Genomic DNA, 17,626 nt, shown 5'->3' on the forward strand with positions numbered 1-17,626 from the left:
AGGAGTTATAGCAATTAATTAGCTAATGCCGAGAACAACTACATGTCAAAATTTATGCCTTGTTATCACTGTATTTATCTGTCGCTATAAATGGTCAGTAACTTAACACGATTGGTATAAGTGATAACCCTGCTGAGTTATCACTTAACTTACTTTTTGTTTTCTTCGGTAATAAAGCTCATGCTGTTAATTCCAGCCTGTTGCACTTGCTCCATTAAAAAAACTACATTTTGATATTCAGTGGTTTTATCGCCACGGATATGCAAAATAGGCTGTGGTGTGATAGCGGCTTGTTCAGTTAAACGTTGAATTAGCTGCTCTTTGGTAATTATGTGTTCGGCCCAAAAATAACGGCCATCACTATCTACAGACAGGACGATAGTATTGGGCTTTGCATCTACTGGCTCGCTTTGTGCTGAGGGTAAATCTACCTGGATTGACTGATTGATCACCGGTACTGTGATAATAAAAATAATTAATAATACCAACATTACATCAACCAAAGGTGTCATGTTGATTTCATTCATGATCTCTTCGTCATCATTGTCAAAATTGAATGACATACATTATCCTGCCTTTGTCTGTACTGTGCCTGTTAAGTAATAGGCATGTAGTTGTGATGCAAAGCGATTTAATTGAATGAGCACCGATTTATTACCACGGCTAATCGCGTTGTATGCAAGTACTGCGGGAATTGCCACCGCTAACCCAAATGCAGTCATTACTAAGGCTTCACCAACAGGGCCTGCTACTTTATCAATACTCGCAGAGCCTGAAAGTCCAATGCCAATCAAAGCATGATAAATTCCCCACACAGTGCCAAATAAACCAATGAACGGTGATGTCGAACCAACTGAAGCCAAAATAGCAAGGCCGCCGGAAAGTGACTCGCGGGTATCATCTATATTATTTTTAAGCGCGGTAGTTAACCAATCAGCAAGTGGAACTTGGCCTTGTAGTTGTTCCTCATGATTTTGATGATGCTCTTTAGCTTGCAATCCTTGTACAGCCAACTGCTGAAAGTGCGGTTGCGGAGCCAGTTGCTCAACCCCGTTATTGATATCTTGCTGTTGCCAAAACTTAACCACTAAGTGCTTTGCTTTTCGTAATTTTAGTAGACTAAATAAGCGTACAAAAATAACCGCCCAGGATGCTAGCGACATCGCTAATAAAGAGAAGCCAACAAATTTAATGACTGCATCACTTTGCTGCCATAGCGCTGCAATTCCATAAGGGTTTTCCATTTTACTCTCCAACAACCTAATATGTATAAACAAGCTCAGCCGCAATGCGGCTGAGTTGATATTGTAAAAACATTTTTAATTTAAAAATGCGCCGTAAAAGTAAGTCGTGACGTACGTCCTGGGCCTGGCATTAAACTAAGTGCTAATGCATCGAGATAAAACTCATTGGTTAAATTGGCAATATTAAAGTTCACTTCCATATTATCCGTAATCGCATAACGTGCATAAATGTCAATCAATGTATAAGCGACGGTTGGAACATGGGGGGCTGATCCATGATAGTTCTGCCAGCTTAACTTTCTATCGTAGTCAGTATCTGGTTCACCGGTGTAAGTGACCCTTGTACCTATATCTAAGCTGTCATTAAAAAACTTAGCACCTAAGATTGCAGCGTAAGATTCTTGCGGTGGGATGTGATTAGCAACGTACATACCGGAAAACCCAGATTTGGAACAATCAGGGATTTCTCCTTGTCTGTTAGCGTATTGATTATCACGAAAACTTTGTGCTATTTCACTATCGCAAAGTTCAGCTTCAGTATAATAGGTGGCACTAAGATCGGTGTAAAAACGGCCAACAGTAAAGTGAGTTTGCAGCTCAAACCCTTTGGTATTAAAGCTGTCTGAGTTGCCCATAGCTAAACCAATATCAGTATCGCTGACTAAGGCTCTATCAACGGTTCGGCGGGTTATGTAATCTTCGATTTTGTTATCGAAGTAAGCAATTTTTACTCTGCTTTTTACTGAGTTAAATAGCTCATCATTAATATATGAAAAGCCAATTTCTTTATTCTTGGCACGTTCAGGTTCAATATCAAAGATACGACTAGATACAGACCAACCGCGTGTCGACTCCATTAAGCTTGGCATCCGCAGTGCTTCACTGTAACGCGCATAAGCGAGCCAAGTATCGCTCAACTGCATGTTAACGGCTAAGTTAGGAGCGAAACCACTGTTATCCCTTGCAGTTTTTTCGCTGGCGGTAAACGTCCCTAACGGTAGACTATTTTCACCCCAACCAAGAAAACTACTGTCGATATCAAGGCTTGCAATATCAACAGGGTCTTCGCCCCAATTTTCTACTAAACCTTCACCCGTTACTCGTGGATCAGTTGCTGCAACATATTCGCCATTTTCGTCAGGGAACCAGTTTATCTGACCTAAGCGAGTACCATCTTCAGCAAATAGATAAATCGTTTTAAATTTCTTTTTATCTTCAGTCCAGTAGGTGTTGTTATCTTGTGCTTTAAACCACGAGTAGCGGCCGCCTAGCTCAAAGCTCAACCAATCTTTTGGTGACCATTTAGCTTGTACAAACAGGCTGCTTTCATAACGGTCGCCATCACGGTAAACACGGTTATAATTGATATCTTCTTGCGAATAGTTAACACCATCACCTTTGCCAATAGACTCCTTTTGAAAACTGTACCCATAGTCTAGGCTTGTTGTACCGTGATCAGCACTTGTAAAGATGCTTTGGTTACTGATATCAAAGCCAGTTCGAAGAGACTCTGTTTTTGCTAAGTACAGTACATCTACGCATGACTCACAGTCATGCTGCTCTGGTGCATCTTTACCTTCTCGTGGGTTGGTAAAAACCGAACCGTTATATATCTGCGAATCTGACTCTGTGTGCCATAGATTTATTTTCAGCTTTTGCAGTAATGGGTTTGATGGTGAGGCGTATTGATAGCGGGCGCTGTAACTATCGATATCTTGCTTTGAAGGTTTCCACTGTTTTAACGTATCGCCTTCATTACGGTAGATCTGAGAAGCCATTATCGCACCAAACTCAGCTTTGTATTTTCGATAGCTTAGTTCTAATTTAGAATCGTCATTTATTTTTATGGTTGGTTTGATCAGTAATGACGTGGTTTTGTTGGCCGTATTTAATACTTCTTCACCTGGTTTATAAAAGCGTGCAATCCCTTCATTTACCACTGTATATTTTTCTTCTACCCAGGTACCGTCGACTTCATTCCAGCGGCTTTTCTCTTCATCGTAAAAGTAATCTTCACGGCCTTTATCTCCAGCAAAATAATTACCAATATCACGACGAGAGGCTGCAATAACTAGGTCAAAGCTCTCTTGCTCTGTGGCATAAGCAAGGTTGGCAAATTCTCCATCGCTGTCAATAAGGCCAGGCGCATCTGCGCGCGGTGTCGCATCAAAGTTAGTTTGTGCATCTACGCTATTACTTTGCATACCTGCTTTGAAGCGTACGCCGTGGTGGGCACCATCACGTAAAATATCAGCTGTTTTTAACGTTTCCATTACTACAACGCCGCCCACAGCCCCCATACCTTGCGCATTGTTAGTCGGGCCCTTGTCAATTGATACTGTGCTAATTAAATCGGGATCAACGTACGCGCGATCAGAGATACCAGCATAGCCTCGGTATACCGTATTACTTTGCATACTGCCGTCAATTACAACTGCAACTCGATTTTGACCTTGTACACCACGAATGTTTACATCAATAGCGCCACCATTTCTTGATTCGCCAACTTCAACACCCGGTATACCCTTGAGCATGTCGCCTGCAGAAGTACCTCGGAATTGCTCAATATATTCTTCGCTTAGTTGCACATTTGAACTGGTTTTTAAATAAGGTAAATCGGCTGCTTCAACGGCGGTTTCTTCGAACATGCCCGGAGCAATGTAACCACCAACAACAGACAATGCAGCTAAGTCAGTTGCTGATTTTGAGCTATCTAACTTTTTTAGAATTATTGCATTGCCTTCGATAGTTGCGGATATGTTTGTATTTTTAAGTACTTGGTTTAGGGCATCGCGAACAGTTGCCGGTCCTTGTAATTGTGGGGCATTTAAAGAAGCAACTAGTTCTGGGTCAAAAATTAGAGTCATATTTGACTGTGAAGCGATTTGATTCAGAGTTGCTTCCAGTGGTTGTGGCTTTATATCTAACATCATTATTGAAGTATTTGCCACCGTAGGGACACTGAAGGTTAAACCAATAGCCAGCGCGATAGTTGAAAACTGCATTTTTTTCATTTTATATTCTCATTTGAATTTACTACCCAATAAAACGAATGAGAATAATTATTCCTCACCTCTTTAAAATGTTTTTTATAACTTATTAGATATATATTTAAGATATTGATTAATAACGTTATTTGTTTTTAGTGCAGAACGACGAGGCTGATAGTAATACTTAGAGTCTATAGGTTAGAAAAAAGCCAGTTTATTGAGTGGCCAGCTCTTTACGCGGCAACAATAGCCAGTGATTGTTTTTTGATATTACTTCAATAGGGAGTATTTTAGGTAATAATTGGGCTGTATGGCTCACATCATTTAACTGGAATGTGCCACTGATGGTTAGCTGGGCGAGCTGCTGTTGCCCTAATTGCAATTGATTAGTTTGATAGCGATTTAATTGCTCTATAGCTAGGTTTAATGGTGTGTGTGAAAAGTGGATTTGCCCTTGCTGCCACATTGCAAAGTGTATGTTTGTTAATTCAACCTTACGGTCGTCATAACTGTAGTAGCCTTGCTTATCTTCTAGCAATATGTTGCCAAAAGTAGGGTCGTATACGTTGACTTTACCATGATCCACTGCGATCACAGCGTCATTCTTAAGGCGATTAACATTAAAGTGCGTACCAAGTACGGTAACTGTTATTTCATTTACACTAACTAAGAAAGGGCGGTTAGTTTGCTTGGCTACATTAAAAACGGCTTGACCTTGATGTAGTTCAATCCGGCGTTGCTGATCATCATAATAAACTGACAAGTCGGTATCGCTATCGAGCATAATGTTACTACCGTCAGCCAGTGTTACAGATTTTGTTTCACCCACTGCGGTTGTATATGCCTGTGTGTTAGACGGCGTATAAAAAGAAATACTAATGGAGATAACAGCAACGGATGCTGCCAAAGTGAGATACTTTGACCATTGCATACGTTGTGGCTGTGCATTTTTTTCTGGTAGTAAACGGAGAAAATTATTCACTGTTTCGGGTGGTAACTTAGCAAACTGACTATCTAACGCTAAGCATTCGTTAAATGCGCGGCTATTATCGGTATCGCTTTGTAACCATTGTTGCCATTGGTTTAACTGCTCTTGGCTGGGGTTTTCTTGCAAACGTAATAGCCAGAGCATCGCTTGTTCAAATGACGCTGTGTTATTTTTAGTTTTATTCATCTGTTAGTAAAATCTCGCGACAACGACTCATTGCTTTGACTAAATGTTTTTCAACCATACTTTGCGAAATGTCCATGTGTTCAGCAATTTGTGCCTGACTTAGGCATTTAAATTTATACAATACAAATGCTTCTCGGCATTTATCAGGTAAATTTGCTATACAGTTTTCTAATGCATCAAGTTGCTGTTGAGCCATTAGTTTTGACTCTGGATTTAGGTGTTCTTGCGCATATAAAGCACTTTCTTCTTCTGGCAGTGCAGTAAACTGACATACTTTTTCACGACGATAAAGATCTATCAATAAATTGTTCGCGGTTTTTAAAATTAAAGCACGGTTTTCAGTTTCTTTATTTGTATTAAACTGCTTAGTATCTTGTTTTAATAAACGCGCTATCGCTTCTTGGATCAAGCTTTGTGCTTTATCCCGACAACCTGTTCGCCGCGTCATAATGTTAACGACGTTGCTAAAATCTAAAAAAGGCATGATCCACTACTGCGTTGTAAAAACTGTCCCTATTTTACCTCAGTTTAAGGTTAAATATAAACAGTAATAATTATCATTTATTGTTAATAAAAAATTCAATAGGTAATAATAATGTGTGAGGCGCTGTTAACTCATTAGGCACTTTAGGGAGCGGCTCTGCATCTGCGATGGTCTTTAAAGCGGCTTGATCTAGCACTTCTACCCCTGAGCTTTTTATTATCTGCAATGAAATAACCTTGCCATCTCGAGCTAAAATAATTTCTACATATGTGACGCCTTGTTGCTTCTTCATAATCGCACTGGTGGGGTATTTTCGATATGCCATTAAGTGAGATAATAAACTTGCCGTCCAACTTTGCTTACCCTGTGTTACTTGCTGCTTTGATACACTGTGCTGCTGCATTGTGGTGGTTGCAACAGTTGCTTGTTGAGGTTGCTCCGTTACTTTAGGGAGCGGTTGCTGCTTTTTAATATCTGGCTTAACCTCTTGCTGAGTTTTTGTTACTGACTTAATTTCTGCCACGTGTATTTCTGTAGGCTGCTTCTTTACTAGCACTTTCTGTTGTGCAATAGGTTTAGGTGGAGGGACATTTTGCTGTACGGCTGTTTGGCTTTTCGTTACTTGCTCGGCGATTTTTTTTGCATCTGATACTTCTGGCTGTGGAGCTTGTGCTACAACTAATTCAATCGCAATGACCGTTGGCTGTTGCATCGGCGTTGACTTAACGGAGCTGCTCGCTTTAAAAAATATAATCCATGCCAATACAAAGTGACACAACAAGGCTAACAGCACACCTTGTGTCAGTTTGAAATAGCGTTTATGTGTTTGTTGGTCAAGCACACTCGGTTTTGAGAAAAGGTAATTAACAACGAGTGAAAATAATAACAAGCAAAAAACAGTTAACCACAGTGAATGACTTGTAACCCAAATAATGACCAAGCTAATAAGCATGCCAAAAGTAGCAAAATGCTTAGCTTTCATGGGGATAACTCGTCTTGTTTGCCAATTAGATAAAGTTTTACCAAACCTAGGATGGGAAAGTAGCCAATTCGCGAGTTTGTCGTTTGATCGAGTAAAGCAGGCAAGGGCTAAAATCAAAAATACGGTAGTCGGCATCACTGGCAGCAGCATGCCTATTATAGCTAAGGCTACACATAGGCAGCCTACTATAAAATAAATTAGCTTCTTAATTGGCAAAGTTTGCTTAAGCGCCGCATTTAACATTTATAACAGCAATTACTGATAAATAATATTAAGCAGCTGGTGCGCTGTAGCAAACGCATCTTTTGCACCTTGATAAAGCTCCTGCTCATCATTACTGGTCAAGTCCAATGCCTCTACAGCTTGCATAAACTCTCGCCATTGACTGCCACGACCATTACCTGGGCCTGCTAAAAAGCGTGCTCCAAAGTCCGCATCTAATCCGAGCTGAGTAACTTCTTTTGCTAACATTGCAGCGCCAAGTTTGGAGCCTTCAATTACATATAACCAACCCACTGCTTGCGCAAGGGTTAAGTTATCTAGATTGATCTGCTGCGTAGCGGTATGTGCTTGCATGCCCAAATCTTGTAAATCAAGGGCTATGGCGTGACAACGGTTCCGGCTTGCAAGATCGGCAAAAAATGGCGCCAATTGTTGGCTGTTGTAAAGTGGCTCAACATGGTTTAGCAACAGGTATTGAAAACGTAAAAAATCTGCATAGTTTTGTTTTGAAGCGAAGGGGGATTGGACCATTATTTTTTGATCTAAGTCATCGTGTACTTCAGCAGTTGTACGTTTTAGTTGAGACATTCGTGGGTAGTTTTCTTGTGCAATACTCGACATAATTGTGTTCTAATTGACTATCATTACTTATTAATACGAATGACGCGCCAATACCCACACCTAAAATTTAATTTTTTATTGCATAAATTTCGCAGTCATACTTTTTGAACTGCATGTTTTTTATTTTTTAACTTTAAAACAAGTGTTTAGTATTTTTAAGTTCAACTTTGGTTTGGTGAGCCTTGAACCTTGCTCTGAACTAGAAATGTACAGCCACCTTTTAAAAGGTGGCTTTGTTACATTATAGGGCGAGTAAACTTCTTTCTAACATGGCTTTGATTTGTTGGACAATTTTAGCCTCAGTTTCAGGTTCAAATTGTGCTATGCGAGGGGTGTGAATATGCCCTGTAGGAATGTCAGAATTCAGTTCATCGCGTAGGCGAATACTGCGGTATGAAATTTCATTTGATAAGTAGCCACCGCCACCACCTTTAACGGCAACAGCACCTTGCAATTGTGCGAGACTTTTTGGTTCAAACGCTTTCTCAAGCGTAATGACTTTGTGGTTGTCGTTTACTTTAAACTGCCCTTGAGCTTGTAACATGTGCTCTACGGGTAGACTGAATTCTACAAATTCACTGCCAGGTAGTGGTCGGTCATTTAAACTTGGGATAAGTGGCGCTGCTTGTGTACCACCGTAGATGATATTAGCGTTATCAGGAGCAGTGACACTGCGGCGCTTGCCCGGAAAGCGTTCAAGATCAAATTCTTTACCACCCATACTTACAGTAACAATCATATCTACATTATTCAGTGCGTAATAAGGGGCGAGTAGTGCTTCAATAATGCCTTGATCAAAATCTTCGTAACGCACTGGCACCATAACCGTATTTATCTCAGCGGTAATACCTTTATAGGTGATCACTTGGCCATCAAGTAATAGTGCCGCAACACCGGATGGGTTACTTTGATTGATGTTTTTATCCAGTAAAAATGGGTCAAAGCCAGTGAGTAATATTTTTTTATTGGTGCTTTGCGTGTAAGCCAAATCGGTGCGACCGCGACTGCCGTTTTCTAACTGTGTTAACAGTGCATTTTGCTCTGCTGATGTAAGTGCAAAAGCAGGTTTTACAGTACGGATCACTTTACTTGATAGTAACCGTGCCCAGTAAAGTTCGCGATCATCATAATTTTTAGATGTTGTAATGCGCTGTTTCGCGTCTAACCATAGTTGGCTTGAATAATCATGGAGTAAGTCGGTAGCTTGCTTATAGCTTTTTAAGTTTTTCCAATCTTGCTCAAATTCAGCAATATCCTTAGCAAATGCAGCTACAACGTGCGGTATTACCGTGTTGGCCTTTTCAATACGCTGTTCTTCAACCGTTAAATTGGCGCTTAAAGCACTGAAGGAAGATAAGATTAAGCTCGTAGTTAAAAGTTGTTTGATCATGGGAGTCCTATGCGATTACAGCTATGTTTAGAGGTACTATCTAACGTATATAAGTTAAGCGCAAATAAATACGTTAATTATCGGCTTACTTAACCTGTGCCACTCAAACTGTTATTCTTTATAGATTAAGAAGTAACAGAGTAAAAACACGATGATCAACGATAACGATATAATCGACACCCTTGAAGAGCTAGAAGCATTTTTATTACTGATTGATAATGGTGGGCTAGGTTTAAAAAATGTTGCAGGGGTCGCGTTAGCAACGAATAATACCAATGGTCGCCCGTTTATCGCGGTACTTGATGATACCCATAAGTTGTTGTTAGGGCGTTGGGTAACTCAAGATGTATTTGAAAACGGCAAAGAATTAGTTCGCCGAGGACCTAAAAAACTTCACTAAAGTGCTGAGTTCATCTTGGCTTGAAGCTAGTTGTCATACCAATCGTGTTAAGTTACTAACCATTTAGCTCGCTAGAATGGTTAAATATTTAAGTCGATTGGTATCAGCTACCCGCTTTCAACTAGCTGCAACTACACAATTTCTACCTTGTTTTTTGGCCTTGTAAAGCGCTTGGTCGGCCATCGAAATGCTGTCCTTTATATTGTCTGTTGTATGTGAAACAGGCTGAAGTCCAATGCTGACTGTAAATCGAACCTCTAGGTTAGCTTCTGTTCTCACAATACACTTTTCAGCATCACTGCGGATGTGTTGCGCGATAGCGTGGGCTTTTTCGGCATTACAGTTAAGTAATAATAGAAACTCTTCGCCGCCCATTCGACACGCAATATCATTGGCGGCTTGGTGTTTTATTAAAATATCAGCAAACGCTATGATGACTTGATCACCCACGTCGTGGCCATATGTGTCATTTATGTCTTTAAAATGATCGAGATCAGCAACAATGATCGATAATTCGGTACCTGCTGTTTGGCTTTGCGTCAGTAATTGTAAGCATGTTTTGTCAAAATAGCGTCGATTATAGAGTTTGGTGAGTGGATCGGTATCTGCGAGCCGTTTTAACTCTGTTTGTGCTGACTTTATTTTCTCTAATGTTCTGATCCTGTATGACAAAATAAATGCCATCATCAATCCTTCAAGTACGATCCCTATACCTACGCCATGGCTATTAATTTGATTTGATTCGGTGATACCTTTGTAATAAAGAACTGCCAGCATATTAAAAATAATAAACATCGAATGCCCCAAAAAAAAGTATTTCGCAAGTGGGTCACGTTTTCGCCAAAGCGAGATAGATACGCCGAGCGTCACTGTCATCATTAATGCAGCTAAGGTACTCGCTGGTTTTAATGCATTGACTAGATCAAATAAGCTATAAACAAATTCAGCAACTAAAATAGTTAATATGATACATAGTGCAATATGCTCTTTCGGGTAACGGCTTTTGGTTTCAAATATAAGCATCATAAACAAAATTAAAAAACTGGGCATGCTATATAAAGTAGAATTGAACTGCAGAAGGTCAGCACTAAAGATACCAAAAAAGTTAGCGCCGAGACCATAAGATAGTGATACCCAAATGATGCCTGAAATTAAATAGAAGGCATACACGATATTTTCGATTTTTCTAGCTGATAAGTATAAGAAAAAATTATAAATCATTAATGCCAGCATCATCCCGACCAATAGAGAGATGTAATTACTGCTGCCAATTAACGCCCGCTTTGAATGTTCTTCGTCGTATAATGATAGGGCGTACCACTGATGGGAAAACGTCACGCTTCGTACAAAAATTGTTTTACGTTCATCAGCTGCAAGGTCAAATGAGAATATGGCAGTTCCGCCATATATGTTGTTATGAGGGCCTACTTTATCAAGTTGAATATTAACTTGGTTTAACAAATCTCCATTTTTTGTTTCATAAAAATCAACATTTTGTAGGTGGTAGGCATCTTCATTATGTAAAAATAACGTTCGCTGCTGGGGGGATTCATTATGAATGACTATTTTAGACCAGGTTGTTTTGGCATTTGTGCCTAAGGTTATTTCACTTTTACTCTGGATAAAGGGTTGTTTTTGTATTTGTTTAAAGGGCATTTCTTCGCTGGTGTCGATAAAGTAACTCATTGGAAATTGAGTTAAATTCACTTCTGCGGTGTTGATACTAACGTTAGGTGATTGAGTATGATCAGTGTGTGCGCTTACACAGCAGGTAATAAAAATTAGCGAAATAAAGCATAAAAACCATTTAAACATACATAAAATCCTTCTTACGAAAGGCTTATTTTTAACTTTAAATGTTAGTTTGTCGAGTCTTAACGCTAAGCATAATTAAATATTTAAACTCAGTGGCTGGAGGTTATAAATTATTATATTTTTGCTAATAATTATGTAGCGGTTGAGCTGGCTTTTAATCTTATTTTAATGTTCCTGAAAAGTCTTTTTTAGATACTTTCAATAACATGGCCTTATTAATAAAATAAAAGGCATAAATAAAAGTGAAGCAGAAGAAAACAGCAGTATTTGCAAAATGTACATGGTTTATTAGTTTCTCTACATTGGCTGTAAGTGGCGTAGTCGCTGCTAATGGAATTAGTGATAGTGTGCTGACTGAACAGCGTAGAGCGCTTGAGAAAAATACTCAGGGTAAAGGATTTGGGCCGCAATCCCCACGTGATATCGATCAATACTATGGCACCAACTTACGTCACTTTGCTGCGGCTCCCAATCGTAGTGATCTTAATTTATGTAATATTCACTTTCATAAAAATGCTGAACATAAAGGCGGTGAGTTTACCACTTATGCGGGCAACGGCGATGGTAAAGGTCATAATACAGGTTACGTATACGATGGCATATTGTCGGCGAGCCAATTAAAACCTATTGCAGGTAAGGTATGCGCTGCAAAAGGTGACTCGTTAAAAGTGGGTGATACTTTAGAAGTACACTTTGTGTATTCGTCAGCACAAGTGAGTCCAGGGCCGACTTTAGCCGCTTGTTTAGCGGATAGCACTATGAATCCTGCGTTTCGTGTTGAAGGTCAGGTTATTGTATTAGCTAATGATAAGCAGGCTGTTAACTTTGCTCAGCTCACTGAGATAGAGCAAGTAAATGGTTACTATCAAGCACCTAATATACCTACAAATATGGGGATCCCCGTTGAGTATTTAGGTTCAACAACAGGGCCTGCTTATAACGAAAAAGCGTCGCCGATACAGGTGAGTTGGAGCGTACGACCCCTTGTTGCTGTGGTTGATATAAACAGTGTTGGTAAGTGGTGCGATGACAATGTATTTAATGAAGACTATGCTCATGGTGTTCGTAATTTAGTACAAAACCCTAAGTTATTGTCACCTATTTCACACTAAGCAGATATAGTTGGGTGCGTGAGTACTTGTCGACTCGCGCTACTTTAAACTCATCCGATAGCCATTACCACGCAAGGTTTGAATAGTGAGATTGTGCTGTGTTTCGATTTTTTTCCTTAGTCGGCTAACATATACATCAATAATATTAGTATTGGGATCATTGTAAGTTTGCCATACCCGACTCAATATTCGTTCACGCGACAATACCTTGTCTTGGTTTTCAACAAAATACAGTAGTAACTCAAATTCAATTTTTGTTAGCGGTAATTCTTGATCGTTAAGTAAGGCAATACGTTGCTGGATATTCAGCGTCAATGAGCCAATATCGAGCGTTGTTTGACTTTGTTGGTGCCCAGTTGTCATACGTCGCTTTAAGGCTAATACACGGGCTAATAGTTCATCAAAATCAAAGGGTTTACATAGGTAATCATCTGCCCCCATTTCCAGCCCTTTGACTCGTTCAGGCACTTCATCTAATGCTGTTAGCATAAGCACCATAGGTGGGCTGGGAAGAGTTTTAATAGCGTTAAGTATCGATATACTATCTTGGCAACCAAATAGCCTGTCTAGTATTAGTATGTGCGGGGTATTTTTTTTAATAAACGGCAGCACTTCGTGTAATTCATTGATGCTATTGCATTCATAGCCTTCACTGCGTAACCCGCGTGAAAGGAAGTTTAAGAGCGGCTGCTCGTCATCGGCGAGTAAGATATTCATTATGTATGCTCCAGAGGAAGCGAGATAGAAAAAACAGCGCCTTGGCCTTGTGTTGAAGTAACACCGATTGTGCCATCATGGGCCTCAATAATGGCTTTGGCGATTGGTAGCCCAAGCCCTAAGCCTTCACTGTGCTTACTAAAGCGGACAAAGCGCTCAAAAATATTGTCAACTTCAGCTGCTGAGATCCCTTCACCATAATCCTTAATTGCAATAGTGAGCATTGAGCTTATTTTAGTTAGTGTAATTTCGATCGGTTGGGCTGATTTTGAGTACTTGATTGCGTTATCAAATAAAATAGCCAGCACTTGTTGGATCCGTTGTGTATCAATGGTTATAAACAGTTCTCTTAAACTAGCATCAGCATCGAAGGTAATTGTTCGGGTTAGATTGAGTTTCTGCCATTTGTTAACTTCTGATTCGACTAACCGCACAATCTGTGTAGGGGCAACTTCTAAATTTATTTGATTCATTTCTGCTCGTGTTAATAGTAATAAATCATCCACTAAGCGGCTTAAGCTGAGGGCTTGCCCGAGTATCGATTTTAGTGTTTGATTAAAATCATCAACCGACACTGACTGCATGCGCAGTGTTACTTGTGCTTCCCCGCGAATAATTGTTAATGGGGTGCGTAGTTCATGGGACACATCGGCAATAAATTGGCGGCGTCTTGAATCAATTTTAGTAAGCAATAGGTTGGCTTCTGTGAGCTCACTGGTGCGCTGTTGAACTTCAAGCTCTAATTGTTTTCTTGATTGTACTGCGTTTTTTTCATGTTCTTGTAGGCGTAGTGCCAGTTGGTTTATGGAGGTGGCGAGTTCTTCAAACTCATCATCCAAGGTGACTGAAATCGGTTTTTGGTAATGTCCTAATGCAATCGAGTTAGTTGCATTAGCGATTAGGATCAGAGGCTGATAGAGCTGATTAAATAACCAATAACAGCCATATAATATTAATGGAATAGAAAGCGCACCTAGGCCGATCGCAAACCATAATATTGTTGTGTTAAGCATTTCTATTTTGGCGTTGATTGCCGCAACAACTCGGGTTTGTCGTGCTACTGCTGAATTTATAGCTTCTCTGAACTGGTCATCAATAGTGACCTCAAGTAAGCGCTTTAATTGCGCTTGTTGATTCAAAGGGGCGGTATTACCGCTACTGACTACAGCTCTAAACTCAACGGTTATTTTATCAATGAGTCGTACCAGTTCATCAGTATCTTCAACGCTGCCTTTGGTAAAGGATAAGCCAAGTGCATTACGCTGCTCGATCTCTAGTTTTTTTATCTGACTGATTGACTGTTGGATCAGGTTTTGTTTTTGACGCACATAGGCTTGGTTAGCATTTTGGCCAAAGATAATTTCGTCGGTTAATTGTTTAAAAAGTCGGTAAGAGATGCTTGAGAGCTTTTCATGTTCGACCAATAATGACTGGGCAATATTGCTTTGTTGTAAGTTTTTGCGAGTTAAATGGGCGGAGATTGCGGTGCTCAGGAGCGCCAAAAATAAAATAAAAGCGGTGGTAAGACCAAAATAAAAAAGTTTGCGCTTATACATAATTGCTTACTAGTTTGAGATATCCATTAAGGGTACATTGAAGACTTCTAGGAAGCAATAAAACCGGTATGAGGAACGTGTTTCAACTGCTTTGTTAATGTTAGAAAAGCTATATCAGCTAAAGTGTTACCTGCTGATTATCGCTTTTTTAGGAGTCGTTACTTTTGGCTTTGCATACTAAGTATCACTTTGGCGATCCTTAAAAAGATCGCCCTGCAGGGGGTTTTGATTGGGCGTGTCGTTATTTTCTTCGTATTCATCATCCACCTCATCGACCACCAGCATTTGATCATGAGCGGTGGTCTCTTCAATTCGTGGGTCCATGGTCGCCGCTAGTGGAGAATTGGTAACGTCAGACGTACCGACCACGTAATCGCTCGGCTCAGGTTGTTCTACTTTTTGTTTTGAATTTATGAAGGTAAGTAATAAATACATCAATACTGTTAATGTTGCTAGTGATGCATATAACGCTTGATGGCCAAAATAACTCATGATCTGTGCATTAGCGGTTGAGCCAAGTGCAGCGCCTGCTCCAAAAGCAACCAGTAATGCTGAAGAGACGCCTACGCGCTCTTCGTCTTCCACTCGGGAGTTGGCTAAAGCCGATGACAATGGATATAACGTAAAAGCAAACAAGCCGAACATAAACGTCAGCACAAAGGCAAGCGTTTGTGAAATTGGCAGTATAAATAAAGCAAGGCTGACCAAGCAGATGGCGACAGCATTACTGCGCAGTAGTACACTGCGGCGAACTCTATCTGATAGCATGCCCATGGGCCATTGCGCTAATAAACCAGCTAAAATAGTGGCAGACATAAAAATGGCGATTTCAGATGAGCTAAAGCCCGACAATTTAGCAAAGGTTGGCGCAAGACCGTAAAAACTACCATTAATAATGCCAGCAAAATGCACTGCGGTCATAGACTGAGGTACTTTTTTAAAGTAATCAAACAAGCTTACTTGAATTGGCTTCAAGGGCTTTGGGTGAATTCTGCGGGTGATTGAAATTGGAATTATACCAATAGCCAGTGCCATGCAGACTAAAAACAGTGGTGCATAGCCTAACTCAGGAAATTCAGCCAAAGCGAACTGGCCTAAAATAGTGCCTAAATAGGAAGTGATCATATAAAAGGAGAACACCCGACCACGAGACTCAGGTGCTGCTTGTTCGTTAAGCCAGCTTTCTAGCACCATGTAATTACACATCATACCTAAACCCACGCAAAGCCTTAGGGCGAGCCAAATATAGATGTTATCGCTCACACCATGCGCCGCAACACACGCTATTACCGCGGCAGTACTAGCAGCAAAAGTACGTATATGGCCGACCGATTTGATAAGGCGATAGCCAAGCTTAGCCCCTAATAATAAGCCGAGGTAGTAACATGAGGTCATCAAACCTATCCACAAGGTTGAGGTGCCATGCTGCCCTAAGTATAAAGCTAAATAGGTGGTAAGTAAGCTGGTGCCAATAATTAAGAAAAGGTTGGCAAAATATAACGAAAGAAATGATTTCATTTATATACAAATTATAAGCTTGGACAACTAGATACTAGAATAATCAAGGGGGTTTTCCAAGTGCTTTACTCTGAATGTCTACAAATAGACAAATAAACATTGAGCCATTACCATACAGGTAAATTTTAATACCTGAGTTAAATTATGTCGTTACCAGCATGCCCGAAGTGTCAATCTGAATATGTATACCAAGATCAAAGCTTACTAATTTGCCCTGAGTGTGCTTATGAGTGGGATCCTGCCAGCGCCGCATTAGACGATGAAATTAATGTAAAAGACGCCAACGGCACGCTATTAGCTGAAGGTGATAAAGTCACTGTCGTTAAAGATTTAAAAATTAAAGGCAGTTCGCAAGTCATAAAAATCGGCACTAAAGCGGTGATCCGCTGGATCAAAGATAGCAAAGATCACCAACTTGATTGCAAAGTGGATGGCGTAGGGGAAATGATGGTAACAGCCAAGTTTGTGAAAAAAGCCTGATAAACTAAATAGCGCTAGTTAATTCTGCGTGTCGGTTCGTCCATTTGCTATACACGCGCTAATTGCCATAGTTACAATTTAGTTGGGCATATTCTATGCCTAGCTTAAGCATCTTTGTATTGGCTTTAACTATAATTTGAACGATCGCTCAAGTTGTGCTTTAATCATTATTCAATTTTGAGGAGCCCAACATGATCAAATTTTATTTTCACCATACGCCTAACCCAATGAAAGTTGCACTTTTTCTTGAAGAAACAGGGTTACCATACGAACTTGTGCCAGTTGATACCTTAAAGGGTGAGCAGCATACCCCAGAATTTAAAGCAATTAATCCGAATGCCAAGGCGCCAGCCATAATGGACGGCCAAACTCGAGTATTCGATTCAAACGCTATTTTAATGTACCTATCTGAAAAGTACGGCAAACTGGCGGGTAAAGCAGAAGATCGCGCTGAAATGCTGTCGTGGTTAATGTTTATCGCGTCAGGTTTGGGTCCCTACTCAGGGCAATCAGTACACTTTAGACACGCGGCCCCAGAGAAACTCGATTACGCTATCAACCGTTATTTACGTGAGGCGCAACGTCATTATGAGGTATTAGACACACACCTTGCAGGACGTGAGTTTATCGTCGGTGATGAGTTTACAATTGCGGATGTATCTGCATGGGGCTGGATAGATAAAGCAACCGTTGTTTTAGGCGAAGAAGGGTTAGCGCCATACCCTAATTTACAACGCTGGTTCACACGTATTGATAGCCGCCCGGCAGTTGAACGTGCTCGTAAGGTGGGCACTGATATCAACTTTAAAAAAGAGTTTGATGAACAAGCGCGTCGTGCGTTTTTTCCTTCAAACTATCCAAAAGTTTAATTTTGCGATCAGAGCATATAAAAATCAGGCCAGCAGCGGCCTGATTTCGATA

16 protein-coding genes are annotated in these 17,626 nt (G+C 40.3%); 4 read left to right on the top strand and 12 right to left on the bottom strand.

The window, feature by feature from the left end; all coding sequences use genetic code 11:
• Nucleotides 1-149: 149 nt before the first annotated feature.
• From CWB85_RS00005 to CWB85_RS00040, 8 genes are all read right to left on the bottom strand, one after another.
• The gene (locus CWB85_RS00005; protein WP_138553728.1) at nt 150-563 is read right to left on the bottom strand and encodes an ExbD/TolR family protein; all 414 of its coding nucleotides are present in this window, start codon (nt 561-563) and stop codon (nt 150-152) included.
• Between the two features lie 3 nt (nt 564-566).
• Nucleotides 567-1,244 carry a MotA/TolQ/ExbB proton channel family protein gene (locus CWB85_RS00010; RefSeq protein WP_138553729.1) on the bottom strand — a complete coding sequence of 226 codons (678 nt, stop codon included), beginning with the start codon at nt 1,242-1,244 and terminating at the stop codon, nt 567-569.
• Nucleotides 1,245-1,324: 80 nt separating this feature from the next.
• Complete coding sequence (locus CWB85_RS00015) at nt 1,325-4,258, bottom strand: TonB-dependent receptor (protein ID WP_138553730.1); 2,934 nt, start codon at nt 4,256-4,258, stop codon at nt 1,325-1,327.
• 190 nt (nt 4,259-4,448) lie between these two features.
• The gene (locus CWB85_RS00020; protein WP_138553731.1) at nt 4,449-5,408 is read right to left on the bottom strand and encodes a FecR family protein; all 960 of its coding nucleotides are present in this window, start codon (nt 5,406-5,408) and stop codon (nt 4,449-4,451) included.
• Nucleotides 5,401-5,892 carry an RNA polymerase sigma factor gene (locus CWB85_RS00025; protein ID WP_138553732.1) on the bottom strand — a complete coding sequence of 164 codons (492 nt, stop codon included), beginning with the start codon at nt 5,890-5,892 and terminating at the stop codon, nt 5,401-5,403. Before CWB85_RS00025 ends, CWB85_RS00020 begins: the two co-directional genes overlap by 8 nt.
• A gap of 73 nt (nt 5,893-5,965) precedes the next feature.
• Complete coding sequence (locus CWB85_RS00030) at nt 5,966-7,117, bottom strand: TonB family protein (protein ID WP_138553733.1); 1,152 nt, start codon at nt 7,115-7,117, stop codon at nt 5,966-5,968.
• 12 nt (nt 7,118-7,129) lie between these two features.
• A complete protein-coding gene (locus tag CWB85_RS00035; protein ID WP_138553734.1) occupies nt 7,130-7,717 on the bottom strand; it encodes a biliverdin-producing heme oxygenase in 588 nt (195 codons plus the stop codon).
• A 241-nt stretch (nt 7,718-7,958) separates the two neighbouring features.
• On the bottom strand, nt 7,959-9,107 hold the full coding sequence (locus CWB85_RS00040) for a PA0049 C-terminal domain-containing protein (RefSeq protein ID WP_138553735.1): 1,149 nt from the start codon (nt 9,105-9,107) through the stop codon (nt 7,959-7,961).
• 151 nt (nt 9,108-9,258) lie between these two features.
• Here CWB85_RS00040 and CWB85_RS00045 point away from each other — a divergent pair, with 151 nt between their 5' ends.
• Nucleotides 9,259-9,507 (top strand): hypothetical protein, encoded by a 249-nt coding sequence (locus tag CWB85_RS00045; RefSeq protein WP_016708760.1) that lies wholly within the window; start codon nt 9,259-9,261, stop codon nt 9,505-9,507.
• Between the two features lie 117 nt (nt 9,508-9,624).
• On the opposite strand, the gene CWB85_RS00050 is transcribed toward CWB85_RS00045, so the two are convergent.
• Complete coding sequence (locus tag CWB85_RS00050) at nt 9,625-11,322, bottom strand: sensor domain-containing diguanylate cyclase (protein ID WP_138553736.1); 1,698 nt, start codon at nt 11,320-11,322, stop codon at nt 9,625-9,627.
• A gap of 236 nt (nt 11,323-11,558) precedes the next feature.
• Between CWB85_RS00050 and CWB85_RS00055 the strand changes: the two genes are divergently transcribed.
• On the top strand, nt 11,559-12,434 hold the full coding sequence (locus CWB85_RS00055; RefSeq protein WP_374954835.1) for a delta-class carbonic anhydrase: 876 nt from the start codon (nt 11,559-11,561) through the stop codon (nt 12,432-12,434).
• 39 nt (nt 12,435-12,473) lie between these two features.
• Here the strand turns inward: CWB85_RS00055 and CWB85_RS00060 are convergent, their stop codons facing one another.
• The 3 genes from CWB85_RS00060 to CWB85_RS00070 form a co-directional block, all read right to left on the bottom strand.
• Nucleotides 12,474-13,151, bottom strand: coding sequence for a response regulator transcription factor (locus tag CWB85_RS00060; protein WP_016708763.1), 678 nt, complete (start codon nt 13,149-13,151; stop codon nt 12,474-12,476).
• A complete protein-coding gene (locus CWB85_RS00065) occupies nt 13,151-14,707 on the bottom strand; it encodes a sensor histidine kinase (RefSeq protein WP_016708764.1) in 1,557 nt (518 codons plus the stop codon). The genes CWB85_RS00060 and CWB85_RS00065 overlap by 1 nt, the downstream gene beginning before the upstream one ends.
• A 177-nt stretch (nt 14,708-14,884) precedes the next feature.
• Complete coding sequence (locus CWB85_RS00070) at nt 14,885-16,225, bottom strand: MFS transporter (protein ID WP_016708765.1); 1,341 nt, start codon at nt 16,223-16,225, stop codon at nt 14,885-14,887.
• Between the two features lie 144 nt (nt 16,226-16,369).
• On the opposite strand from CWB85_RS00070, the gene CWB85_RS00075 reads away from it, so the two are divergent.
• Both CWB85_RS00075 and CWB85_RS00080 read left to right on the top strand, forming a co-directional pair.
• Nucleotides 16,370-16,705 (top strand): zinc ribbon domain-containing protein YjdM, encoded by a 336-nt coding sequence (locus CWB85_RS00075; protein ID WP_138553737.1) that lies wholly within the window; start codon nt 16,370-16,372, stop codon nt 16,703-16,705.
• A gap of 191 nt (nt 16,706-16,896) precedes the next feature.
• Nucleotides 16,897-17,574 carry a glutathione S-transferase family protein gene (locus tag CWB85_RS00080; RefSeq protein ID WP_138553738.1) on the top strand — a complete coding sequence of 226 codons (678 nt, stop codon included), beginning with the start codon at nt 16,897-16,899 and terminating at the stop codon, nt 17,572-17,574.
• Nucleotides 17,575-17,626 lie beyond the last annotated feature (52 nt).

Origin of the sequence: Pseudoalteromonas sp. S1727 (assembly GCF_005886375.1) — a bacterium.
GTDB lineage: Bacteria > Pseudomonadota > Gammaproteobacteria > Enterobacterales > Alteromonadaceae > Pseudoalteromonas > Pseudoalteromonas haloplanktis.